This is a genomic window from Romboutsia maritimum (assembly GCF_002251085.2).
Classification (GTDB): Bacteria; Bacillota; Clostridia; order Peptostreptococcales; family Peptostreptococcaceae; genus Romboutsia_B; species Romboutsia_B maritimum.
Genome location: NZ_NOJZ02000001.1, coordinates 337,951 through 350,705 on the forward strand (window position 1 = coordinate 337,951; position 12,755 = coordinate 350,705).

Below are 12,755 nucleotides of genomic sequence, written 5' to 3' on the forward strand. Positions count from 1 at the left end.
CTATATAGGTCATTTTTAAAATTTATCTTTGTAAATTTCTAGCATATTCGTAAATTCTTCAACTAGTTTTGGATCAAATTGAGTTCCTGCATTGATTTTTAATTCTTCTATAGCTTCATTATGACTTTTTCTTGAATTATATGGTCTATTAGATGTCATAGCGTCAAAGCTATCAGCTATAGTAAGCATTCTTGCTAAATAAGGTATTTCTTTTCCTTTTAATTTATCTGGATATCCATTTCCATCATATCTTTCATGGTGGTGTTTTACTAATGATATAAATGGATCAAATTGTTTTATGTTTTGGATTAAATCAACACCATACTGAGAATGATTTCTCAATATGCTAAATTCTCGATCTGTTAATTTATCCTTTTTATTTAATACGCCTTCTGGTATATCCACTTTTCCTATATCATGTAAATATGCAGCTATCCTAAGTTTAATTTCTTCATCTTCTTTTAAATTTAGATGTTTCGCAAAATATTTACTATAATTAACTACTCTTTCAGTGTGACCATAAGTATATTTATCTTTTAAATTTATCATGCTTATAAAAGCTTTAATCGATCTAACCGTTTTATCTTCAATCATTATATTTGCACACAAATCATCTAGTACATTATGATATGTTTCAACTCTATTTTTATTAAATGATTTTGCTCTATATAACGCATCATCTGCTATTTTTATAAGTTGATGTTTACTTTTAGCTCTATTTGGATAAGAAGAAACACCTATGGATATGGTTACATTTTTATTAGGCTGTTTATCTTGACCCTCAAAATTAGTATTTTCTACTGCTTTTCGTATTCTTTCTCCAATTTTTATGGCATCTTCTTCCGTTGTATTAGGCAATACTGCTGCAAACTCTTCTCCACCGTATCTCGCTACTATATCATTTTCTCTAATATTACTTTTTAATATAATACCCATTTTTTGTAAAAGTCGATCTCCTGCTTGATGACCATTTATATCATTATAGTTTTTAAAAAAATCAATATCCATAAATAATAATGATACTGATTTTTTATAATCAATCGAATATTCTATTGACTTATCAAGATATTCTTGAAAATACCTATGATTATATAAATTTGTTAATTCATCTACATTAACTAACTCACTTAATTCTTTACTATATTCTTTTTCTATATTAACATACATACCTAGTATATAAGACGTTACTACTATAGTGCTCATAAGTACTAAATCTCTTTCAAAATACAAACTCAATATATTTTCATTTGAAATTACTAATACATCAATGCTTATTATTATTAATCCTGAAGCTACTGAAATTATTAAACTAGGTATACTGCCAAACTGAATTGCACCTATTAATATTATAAATATACATATGAACTTATATGCACTTTGATATAATCCTGTACCACTTAAAACTGTTATAAAAATCATTAAAAGTAAAACTATTTCAAAAACATAACTTTGCTTGAACTTTTTATCTTCAGTGTGTCTTGTAAATTTAGATATCCATATAAAATACAATGTCATAAAAGCCAAAATTACAATTGAATATATCATTAATAGATATACATTAATAGACTTTTCAATATCAACAGAACTTATAAGAGCTAATACCCCCAATAGCATATATATAACTTTTAAAACAATTAATATTTCAAATATTCTTTGGCTTCTTTTTTTTTCTGATCTATTCATGTTATTTCACCTAACAGATAAACTTTTTAAATTAATAAACCACAAGGAAAATCCTCATGGTCTATTAATTATTAATCTTCTCTTAATGATTCTGGAACCTCTGGTTCATAGAAAAGACACATACATAAAGTTGCTGCTTCTCCTGCAACCTTTTTAGTTGCATTAAATAGAGTATTAATTAAAAAATCCATTAGTGATCCCCCTTATTTCTTTTGTTATCAAATTTTAGCTTCATATATATTACAACTTAGATATATCTAAGATGTTATCAATTTTTTCTACAAACATTTTTCCTATTACACTTAAAGCAAATGTTTGCATGAAAATTCCCAATACCACCGACATTATTATAGACTTTATAAAATAAATATTTTTCAAAAAATAAAAAACATATAATAAAATTATAACAAGTATATAGATATTCATTAACTTAAAAGATTTCTTTCTCAACTTTTTTCTTTTATTTTCATTTTTTAAAGGTTTTTCTTTACATCCAATTGGACATCTTTTATATATTATAAAATATTCTAAAGTTATTAGAATCATGATAATCATTAAAAATATAAATTTATCAGATTTTTGTATTATTATATCTCCTATAAAAGTTAACAATATAACCATCATTAACCCTATAATTGTACATCTATTTGGACTACTTGCATGAACTCCACCTGAATACCTTTTTAGCAGACCACAACATATAGTTATAATCAATACTTCTTTGAGTCTTCCTATAATAATACCTACGAATATAGTTATTATTGCTGTAAAAATAGTATGTATTATTACAAACATTCCGTATTTTAAAATGTTTATGTCTTCTTCTGATTTTTCTAATCTATTACCTATCTTTATAGATAAATTTGATGCAATTTCTTCTACTTTACTCATCCCTACCCCTTGAATTGACTTTATTATTAAAAAATTTTATTATAAATGCTATTCCTAAAAAAATTAATAATGATGGAATACTTGAAATTGCACTTATAAAATTTGATCGATTAACTAATACGTTTAAATTTATTTTAAATATATTTATTGCTATAAACATATATATTGTCTCACTTAACAACAATGCTATAAATAATTCAAATGTTATTATAACTGATTGAATTATTTTATTTCCTGATAAATAAGTAAATATTAATACTTCAATCATAATAGAAATTATTGTATGTACACCAAAAGTAATAGGCAGCAATCTTACAAAAGAAATTATCAATGTCATTAACATACCCATTTGTAGAATTTTATTTTTGCTCATATTTGCTTCTAATAACATATTTCCTAAAAATATAAATAAAATAGACTCTGGCAAACTTCTAACTAATGTATATATAACTGATGACTTTAACATTATTATTCTCCTTTTAGTTTTGTTGTCTTGTATATTATAACATTTCAAAAGTTTTTTTTCAAATTATTCCATTTGATGACATTCTTTTTTCTTACTTATTTTTAATATAATTTTTTCAACAAAAAAATCGTTGAAAAATTATTTATCAACGATTTTTTAATAATATTATTTTTATATATATTTTCTCATATTTTTCAATGCATTTTTTTCTATCCTCGACACTTGAGCTTGAGATATTCCTATTTCATCTGCAACTTCTATTTGAGTTCTTCCTTTGTAAAATCTTAAATCTAACACTAATTTTTCTCTGTTATTTAATTTTTTTATCGCTTCTTTTAATGCTATCTCTTGTAACCAATTTTCATCTGTATCTTTTTTATCTTGTACTTGATCCATTACAAATATAGCGTCTCCATTATCCTGATATACTGGATCAAATAGTGATATTGGATCTTGAATTGCATCTAGTGCCATTACTACTGATTCTACTTCTAGTTCCAACTCTTTAGCTATTTCTGATACTGTAGGTTCCTTAGAGTTCAATCTCACTAATCTCTCTCTAACTTGTAGTGCTTTATATGCTATGTCTTTTAATGATCTACTAACTCTTATAGGATTATTGTCTCTTAAATATCTTCTTATTTCACCTATAATCATAGGAACTGCGTAAGTTGAAAATCTTACATTTTGGCTTAAATCAAAATTATCAATAGCCTTTATAAGCCCTATACAACCTATTTGAAACAAGTCGTCTATATTTTCTCCTCTGTTATTAAACTTTTGTATTACACTTAAAACTAATCTTAAGTTTCCTCTAACAAATCGTTGTCTAGCTTCTTCATCTCCAGCTTTTATCTTAACAAGAAGCTCTGTCATTTGATTATTTTTAAGAACTGGAAGCTCAGATGTATTAACACCACAGATTTCAACTTTATTAATTTGCATACATTTCAGTCCTCTCTTAAAAGTATTATCTATATGAAATTATTTACACATCATATATTTTTATACTTTTAAGATGAATTTATTTATATTATACAAATTTCTTCATTTCTTTTTTTAATCTCGAAATTATTTTTTTTTCGAGTCTAGATATGTAGGATTGAGATATTCCAAGCATGTTAGCAACTTCCTTTTGTGTTCTCTCATTTCCTTTATTGGTTAATCCAAATCTTAATTCCATAATTTGCTTTTCTCTCTCAGATAATCTATCTAATGCCATCACTAATAAATCTCTATCTATTTCTTCTTCAATAATTTTGTATATTTCATCATTTTCAGTTCCTAAAACATCAGATAGTAATAATTCATTTCCATCTAAATCTATATTTAATGGTTCATCAAATGAAACTTCTATTTTCTTCTTATTATTTTTTCTAAGGTACATTAATATTTCATTTTCTATACATCTAGAAGCATACGTAGCTAATTTTATATTTTTATTTAATTTAAATGTATTTACAGCTTTTATAAGTCCTATTGTACCTATTGAAATTAAGTCTTCTACATCTATACCTGTATTTTCAAATTTTCTAGATATATATACTACTAGCCTTAAATTTCTTTCTATAAGTATAGGTTTTACACTTTCATCATTTTCTAACTTTTGTAATAATTCATTTTCTTCTTTTGATTTTAAAGGAGGCGGCAGTATATTAACTCCTCCCATATAATAAATTCCTTTTGATTTTATGATGCCTAACTTAATTCCTAGCGAAACAATGAAGTTAATTAATCTTACTTTCATTTTTAATAACAGTGACTTCAATATCCTCTACCCCCTTAGTTTTTAACTATCTAAGCTTCTGATAATATCGTTGGATTTAATATAGCTTTGTAATCTTCATCATTAAAATTAGTAATTCCTAAAACTATATTTCCTATTTTTCTATTGTCAATTTCTACATAGTCCGCTTTTAATCCTAATATCATGCTTGTTTTATTGCTACCTGCATGTCTATATGGTATTACTCTTACTCTAGTTGAAATTTCATCATCTAAAGTATTTATTATTTCATCTGCTTTTTTTGCATCTATAAAGTTATTTTCATAGTTTAAATTTATATTTGGTATAATATCCTTTAAAATACTTGCTTTTATTATGATAATATCACTTTTACTTATTGGATCTTTTAAAAGATTCCCACTATCTAACAATGCCTTGCAAGTATAACTATGATTTAACAAACTTATTGTTATTGTTTTTGTAAATTCTTTTATGTATTTAATCATTTTTATATCTTTGTATATATACTTCAATAATTCACAACTTAAGTATGCACAAATTATAATGAACGAAATTTTCATGTGGTCTATACCTGTAAAATAAATTACAAAATACGTACTTCCAGATATAAATATGTTAGCTAATAAAAAAACTAATAATGTGCGCGTATATTCTTTTTTACTTTTATAACTAAAAGAGACTAGAGTTATTAGAATTATAATAATTATTTTTAGCGGTATAGTAAATAATATATGTAGAGATGGATAAAGATAGGCAACAGAATATATAGCACCTAAGCTTGCACCCATCCATTTTTTTTTCACATTATTATTTTCCTTAATAAGAATAGAAGTACAACTTATAATAATATAATTTATTAATAGGTTTTCTATAATGTAATACTCAATATACATTACATACTCCCCCCTTTGAACCTTTAATATATTATAAGTTAGAAGGGTTAAATTTTTATGTCATTTTTAAAGGTCGAATTGCATTTAATTTATTATTAAAAATAACAAAAAAAGAAAGTATTCATCTTTCTTCTCATCACAAAAACATTCTGTTTTTTTAACTAAACTTGTTCAAATCTAGATATACACTTAGTTTTTACTTAATTCCTGATAAACTAAATATTTTTATTTAAGTGTATTTAAGAAGTTTCTTTGTAGAATTAACTTGTAGAATTAGTTTATTAATAGTAATATTTAAGTATATTTTTTACTATTATTCTTATACTTTTTTTAATATAAATGAATATTTAAGCATACTTTTTATTAGTTGAATTTATTCTTATGCAAAATATAATATTTATATAATTTTTTAAACAATAAAAGGACTGCTTCAAAGTATAATTTTGAAACAGTCCTTATAATAGCAATTTATCTTCTTCTTCTTAAAAATGTTGGTATTTCCATATCATCATCTTCTATTATATTATTTCTTTTAGGTTCTTCTTTTGTTATTGCAATCTCTTCTTGAGGCTGCTCATTTATAGTAGGTCTTATATTATTATTCATAGTAGGTCTAGCATTCATTTTAGGCTTTTCATTTGACTCAAATCCACCTTTTTGTGCTTCATCAAATCCTGTGGCAATTACAGTTATACTTATTTCATCTCCTAAGTCTTCTCTTATAGATGCACCAAATATAATATTTGCCTCTGGATCACATGATTCCTGAACTAAAGTAGATGCCTCATTTATTTCAAACAATCCTAAATTAGAACCACCTGTTATATTAAGTAATACCCCTCTTGCTCCTCTGATTGAAGTTTCAAGGAGTGGAGATTGAATAGCTTCTTGAGCTGCCTCAATCGCTCTATTTTCTCCTGTAGCATTACCTATACCCATATGCGCTAGTCCTTTTTCTTTCATTATTGAAGTAACGTCAGCAAAGTCTAAGTTTATAAGGCCTGGAACTGCTATAAGATCTGATATAGATTGTATACCTTGTTTTAACACATTATCTGCTATAGAGAATGCATCTAACATTGATGTATTTTTTTGAACTATTTGTAATAATCTATCATTTGGTATAGTTATTAATGTGTCTACCTTAGATTTAAGTTCTTCTATACCGTTTTCTGCATTTTTCATTCTTACTTTACCTTCAAAAACAAATGGTTTAGTAACTACTCCGACTGTAAGTATTCCCATTTCTTTAGCAAGTTGTGCAATTACAGGCGCTGCACCAGTACCTGTTCCACCACCCATTCCAGCAGTTACAAACACCATATCTGCTCCTTGTAATACTTTAACTATTTCATCTTTACTTTCTTCTGCAGCTCTCTTTCCTACTTCAGGGTTTGCACCTGCACCTAACCCTCTAGTAAGTTTTTCACCTATTTGAATTTTATATTCAGCTTTAGATGTAAGTAAAGCTTGCTTATCTGTGTTAACTGCTATAAACTCAACACCTTTAAGTTGCGCTTCAACCATTCTATTAACAGCATTATTTCCGCCGCCGCCTGCGCCTATTACCTTAATTTGCGCGAAGCCATCTAATTCTACGTCAAAGTTTAGCATCTATAAACCTCCTTATTTAATGATCCAAAATAAATTATGTACTAATTATATCATTTAATTCTTTAATTTTGTTAATATTTAAGTAACTTATTCCACAAAAATACTTATTTTCCTCTTTTTTTATTACCTAGGTTCGCGATAATATGTCTTCTAATTATAGATAAATTGTCAAATAATCTCGACCCAAATACTAATATTGCAACATAATAAAGCGGTAATCCTAATCTATCGCCTATATATGTAAGAAATATAGCTAATAATGCATTTCCTATAAATCCAGTAATGAAAATTAAATTATCATATTTGCTCTCAAATACTGATCTTATTGCTCCAAAAATAGAGTCCATAGTTGCAAGTATTGCAACTGACATATAAAGCGAGTAATCTATAGGATATGTAAATGGAATATAATATCCAACAACTACTCCAAGTGCTAATCCTGCTAATATCCATATCATAAATGCTCACCTTCTTTATTTTACTTTGAAATACCTATATTGTTCAAGTTTTTTAGCATTTTTTATTTAATTTTTTTCATAAGGATTTATAATTACTTTATTTTTACTTTCTACATCTATATAAATTCCATATACATCCTTTAATAAATTAGTATACGACTGCGGAGAAATCATTGCTGCCATTAATGTTTCAACATTTCCCACAGCCTTTATTATAAATGGTTGTCCATAAGTTGTTTCATTAACTGTAATTGTTGCTCCTGAGCATTTTATTTTACTTGTAGATAAAAGTCTTTCTCCGTTTATGGATATTGCACTTGATCCTGCTTTTTTTAAATCATTTACTACTCTTAATATATCTATATCATGAACTATCAAATCATTTGGTGTCTGAGTTATTTCTAATTCTTTATCACTATCTTTTATAGTTACTACAATACCTGGACCTTCAACCTTAGAAAATCCCCCTGAACTTTTAAGATAATCTAATTCTTTTACCATTAACTCTTCAACTGATTCATCTGAATTAAAATTTTTTTCATATTCTTTTAATGTTAATTTATATTCTTTAACTTTTTCTTTTAATTGTTCTATTTCTTTTTTATTTAATTCTATATTTAGATCTATTCTTTTTTTTTCATCTAAAGTTATATATGCTTTAGTATTCCCCAAAGTTTTAAAATATGTTGATATAAGTATTCCAACTATAAATGCTCCTAATATTACCATTTTTAATTTTATTTTATTTCTTTTTTGCAATTTTATCATCTTAATATCATATCAATTATTTTTTACTTCTTCTAAATTAAATTTTTTTATATGAGCATTTATTTTAACTTCTTCTTCTTTCGTTATTTCAACTTTGGTATTATAGTATTTTTCTATTTCCCAAACAATACCATATTTTATTTGCAAAGCAGAAGCTAATGTGTCTGAATTACCTATAGCCTTTATTATAAAGGGTTCTTCTACTTTAAAATCATTTATATATAATTCATCTTGCTTTAAGTGCATATATGTATCTAAAACTATTCTCTGTCCATTTATAGATATAGCATTCGCCTGAGCTGAATTTAATTTATTGATCATAGATAATAATAAGTCATAATTATATTTAATTCCTTGGCTGACATCTGATTCTTTCTTAGATTCTAATGATTTTATTTCTATTTGTATACCTTTTCCTTTTACATCAGTATACCCTGCTAGTTTTTCGTATTTTTCTATTTCAGAATTTATTATTTTTTGACTTTCCTCTCCTTCTACATTCTTATAAGCATCTATGCTTTTTTTTATATTCCCTATTTCTTCTTTTAAATTATTTTCTTCTTTTTTTAATGATTTTAATTCTAAAGCTAATTGTTCTCCCTTTTTAGATGTAGTCATCCCACTATTTTCTAAATTTATAGTTTTCAATTGTAAACTCACAAGAACTCCAAGTATTATACTAGTTACTAATAAGCTTTTGTAAGTTATTTTTTTATGCAAATCTAATCACTCCTAATCTTACCTACTGTTCTCTGGGTTATATAAAGCATAATTGTTATAAGTTAGGTCTATTATTCCATGGTTTATTTTTTTACTTTGTAAATCAATTAATATTTTATTTACTCTAGATATATTATAATCTAAGTCATCCTTATTAGATAGTAAGATTTTAATATTATCTTTTGTATTCATAGTTATAATAGATTTTTCTTTTAAATTTATGTTCTTTACTTTTTTATATACTTTATTATTGTCTAGTAGACTCAGTAGATAGAGTAACCTTTTTTTTGCATCTTCATCCTTAAATATCAAATTATTTTCATCGTTAATGTTATAATTTATGTCCACTATTATTTTATCGTTATTTTCTTTAATTCCTTGAGACTTTTCAATCAATTCTCCATATTTATCTATATAACAATAACTTTTATCATTTCTTAGTAGTGCTACATTATCCTTTTCTTCTATATTTATTATTAATTTATTTGGAATTTTTATTTTAACATTTACATTTTCCATATATGGATTTTTTTCTATTCTCCTTTTTATTCCTTTTAAGTTATATGTAAATATATTTTTGTTCTTTGATATTCCAGAATTTTTTATTATATCTTCTTTGCTAATCTCATAATTTCCTTTTATTTCTATAGTTTTTACAATAAATAAATTGCTATTTAGTATAGCACAGGTGCCTATAGCAATCATAAGTAGCATACTTAAAATTAATATTAATTTATTTAAATTCACCTTTTTTCTTCTTTTTTTATTTTTCAAGGTATTTACCTCCTGTCTAGTATAATGTATAAATACAACTTTACAAGTGGCTTTCCCTACATAAAATTTTCACATTTTTCTCCTAATTTAAGATCTATTTTTACATTTTTATGCTTGTCCTAATTAAAAAAGAAAAAAAAAGCTATTATATCTTTTTATAATCTAAAAGGCTCTTACTGAGCCTTTTATACTTTCATAATATCTGCACCTAAATTTTTTAATATAGTTTCTAAATTTTCATATCCTCTTTCAATATGATATATATCTGATATTTCTGTTTTATCTGGTGTAGAAAGAGCTGCTAATACAAGTGATGCTCCTCCTCTTAAATCTGGTGATTTAACTTTTGAACCATGAAGTTTTCTTACTCCTTTTATCATACTTATATTTTCTGTTATATATTTTATATCAGCTCCCATTTTAGATAACTGACTACAATGCATAAATCTATTTTCAAAAATGGTTTCATAAAATAAACTAGTTCCATTTGATAAACACATTAAAGCCATTAGTTGAGCTTGCATATCAGTTGGAAATCCTGGATGAGGAGATGTTCTTATTAAGTCTATGGATTGTATTATTTTAGGCGATTTAAGTTTTATTCCACAATCATTGTACTCAATTTCACATCCTGCTAATCTTAATTGATTACTAATAGGCTCCATATGTGGTATAACTACTTTATCCACTTCTAAATTCCCACCTGTAATAGCACTAGCTATCATATATGTTCCTATAGCTATTCTATCTGGTATTACACTATGTTCAACTTTAGTTAATTTTTCTACACCTTCTATTTCTATATAATTTGTTCCCGCACCTTTTACTTTTGCTCCCATTGAATTTAAAAATTTTTGTAAGTCTTCTATTTCTGGTTCTCTGGCTGCATTATAAATCCTAGTTGTTCCTTTTGCCTTTACTGCTGCAAGTATTGCATTTTCAGTTGCTCCTACACTAGGAAATTCAAAATTTATAGTATTCCCTTTAAGATTATTTCTAAAACATTTTATAACTCCATGCTCCTCTTCAATTCTTACACCTAAATCTTTTAGCGCTTGTAAGTGTAAGTCTATCGGTCTAGATCCAATAGCACATCCACCTGGATGGCTTATAGATGTATAATCTAACCTTCCTATCATAGCTCCCATAATAATTATAGATGATCTCATTTTTCTAACATATTGTTCATCTATTTCATTAGAACTTATATTTGTGCTATCTATAATAAGCGTATCTTCTTCTTTTTTTACCTTACATCCGATACTTTGCAGTATTTTAACCATTACATATACATCAGAAATATCTGGCACATTATGAATTATACTTAAATTTTCATTAAGTATAGTAGCCGCCATTATAGGTAATATAGAATTTTTTGCTCCCCTTATTCTTAATCTGCCTTCTATTTTATTTCCTCCGGTTATTATATACTTAGACAAAATTAACCCCCCTAGCTGTAGTATATTAAATCAAATGCCTATAATTTAAATACTATGTTCTAGAGAGGTTATTTGTTACTTTTTCTTTATTCCTATTACTTTTGCTTGACTTTCTTCTTCTTTTTTAGCTAATATATCTTCGTTTTTTACTTTTTCTTCGTTATTTTTCTCTAACTTAGATTCAGATTTTACTTTGTTATTTTCATCATATATTTTAATAATTTCATCAAATATTAAGTCAATTGCTTCTGGTTTACCTATTTCTTTACTAGCATTACTCATATCAATTAACTTCTCTTTATCTCCAAGAAGTTTAAATACTGCTTCATTTAAAGATTGCGGTGTTAAATTTTTCTCTAATATAGCTATTCCTGCTCCTCTTGATTCAATACTTTTTGCATTATATTCCTGATGATTTTCAGCTGTATAAGCTTTCGGTATTATAATTGATGGTTTACCTAACGCTGTTATTTCAGCTAAAGATATTGCCCCTGCACTTCCTATTACTAAGTCACTAGCACAAAGAGCATTAGCCATATCTTCTAAGTATGAAACTATTCTCTGATATGGTTTTAAGCTTACGCCTTCCATACTTTTCATAAATTCCTCATAATAGTATTTACCTGTAGCAAATATAAATGCTACATCATCTTTAATCATATTTTGTATTACTAATCTCATAGCATCATTTATTTCTTCTGATCCTCCACTACCACCGTAGCAAAGAACCATCTTTTTATCTTCACTTATTCCTAAATTTCTTCTTGAAATAGATTTTCTAGCTACTAATATCTCTTTTCTTACTGGATTTCCTGTCAGAACTAATTTTTTTCTAGTTTCCTCTGGAAATCTCTTATGAGAATCTTCAAAGCTTGTTAATACCCTAGTAACCATTTTTGCAAGTATTTTATTTGTAACTCCTGGGAATGAATTTTGTTCATGAATTACTGTCGGAACTTTTCTCATAGCTGAATTAAATAATACTGGACCACTTACATATCCGCCAGTACCTATTACTACATCCGGTTTAAATTTCTTAACAACTTTTCTTGATTGCTCTAATCCTTTAAATAATTTAAAAACTCTTTTTACATTATCAAAATCTATTTTTCTTTTAAATCCTTGTACTGTAACAGTCTTTAATTTATAGCCGTATTTAGGAACTATTTCTGATTCTATACCTTTTTGCGTTCCTACAAATAATATTTCAGCATCTGGATATTCTTCTTTAATTCTGTTTGCAATAGCTATAGCTGGATAAACGTGACCTCCAGTTCCTCCACCTGATAATAAAACTTTCAT

At 26.2% G+C, this 12,755-nt stretch carries 14 protein-coding genes; all 14 read right to left on the bottom strand.

From position 1 onward, the window contains the following. Positions 1-15 precede the first annotated feature (15 nt). Positions 16-1,683: a bifunctional diguanylate cyclase/phosphohydrolase gene (locus tag CHF27_RS01655; protein ID WP_095404710.1), complete on the bottom strand. Its 1,668-nt coding sequence runs from the start codon at positions 1,681-1,683 to the stop codon at positions 16-18. Positions 1,684-1,754: 71 nt separating this feature from the next. Next, the gene (locus tag CHF27_RS01660; RefSeq protein ID WP_095404709.1) at positions 1,755-1,874 is read right to left on the bottom strand and encodes a cyclic lactone autoinducer peptide; all 120 of its coding nucleotides are present in this window, start codon (positions 1,872-1,874) and stop codon (positions 1,755-1,757) included. 49 nt (positions 1,875-1,923) lie between these two features. After that, positions 1,924-2,574, bottom strand: a complete 651-nt coding sequence (locus CHF27_RS01665; protein WP_095404708.1) for an accessory gene regulator ArgB-like protein — start codon at positions 2,572-2,574, stop codon at positions 1,924-1,926. Then, positions 2,567-3,040, bottom strand: a complete 474-nt coding sequence (locus CHF27_RS01670; protein ID WP_095404707.1) for a hypothetical protein — start codon at positions 3,038-3,040, stop codon at positions 2,567-2,569. Before CHF27_RS01670 ends, CHF27_RS01665 begins: the two co-directional genes overlap by 8 nt. 171 nt (positions 3,041-3,211) lie before the next feature. Continuing rightward, positions 3,212-3,985, bottom strand: a complete 774-nt coding sequence (sigG, locus tag CHF27_RS01675) for an RNA polymerase sporulation sigma factor SigG (protein WP_095404706.1) — start codon at positions 3,983-3,985, stop codon at positions 3,212-3,214. 88 nt (positions 3,986-4,073) lie between these two features. Continuing rightward, on the bottom strand, positions 4,074-4,787 hold the full coding sequence (sigE, locus tag CHF27_RS01680; protein ID WP_095405101.1) for an RNA polymerase sporulation sigma factor SigE: 714 nt from the start codon (positions 4,785-4,787) through the stop codon (positions 4,074-4,076). Between the two features lie 50 nt (positions 4,788-4,837). Then, positions 4,838-5,680, bottom strand: a complete 843-nt coding sequence (locus CHF27_RS01685; protein ID WP_095404705.1) for a sigma-E processing peptidase SpoIIGA — start codon at positions 5,678-5,680, stop codon at positions 4,838-4,840. Positions 5,681-6,148: 468 nt separating this feature from the next. Then, the gene (gene ftsZ, locus CHF27_RS01690) at positions 6,149-7,294 is read right to left on the bottom strand and encodes a cell division protein FtsZ (RefSeq protein ID WP_095404704.1); all 1,146 of its coding nucleotides are present in this window, start codon (positions 7,292-7,294) and stop codon (positions 6,149-6,151) included. A gap of 104 nt (positions 7,295-7,398) precedes the next feature. Further along, positions 7,399-7,752 (bottom strand): small basic family protein, encoded by a 354-nt coding sequence (locus tag CHF27_RS01695; RefSeq protein WP_095404703.1) that lies wholly within the window; start codon positions 7,750-7,752, stop codon positions 7,399-7,401. Positions 7,753-7,818: 66 nt separating this feature from the next. Further along, entirely contained in the window at positions 7,819-8,511 is a 693-nt protein-coding gene (locus CHF27_RS01700) for a DUF881 domain-containing protein (protein ID WP_243444916.1), read from the bottom strand. Positions 8,512-8,532: 21 nt separating this feature from the next. Then, positions 8,533-9,240, bottom strand: coding sequence for a DUF881 domain-containing protein (locus CHF27_RS01705; protein WP_243444917.1), 708 nt, complete (start codon positions 9,238-9,240; stop codon positions 8,533-8,535). 18 nt (positions 9,241-9,258) lie between these two features. Beyond that, positions 9,259-10,014 (bottom strand): cell division protein FtsQ/DivIB, encoded by a 756-nt coding sequence (locus CHF27_RS01710; RefSeq protein ID WP_095404702.1) that lies wholly within the window; start codon positions 10,012-10,014, stop codon positions 9,259-9,261. Positions 10,015-10,199: 185 nt separating this feature from the next. Further along, entirely contained in the window at positions 10,200-11,453 is a 1,254-nt protein-coding gene (murA, locus tag CHF27_RS01715) for a UDP-N-acetylglucosamine 1-carboxyvinyltransferase (RefSeq protein ID WP_095404701.1), read from the bottom strand. A 75-nt stretch (positions 11,454-11,528) separates the two neighbouring features. Then, complete coding sequence (gene murG, locus CHF27_RS01720; RefSeq protein WP_095404700.1) at positions 11,529-12,755, bottom strand: undecaprenyldiphospho-muramoylpentapeptide beta-N-acetylglucosaminyltransferase; 1,227 nt, start codon at positions 12,753-12,755, stop codon at positions 11,529-11,531.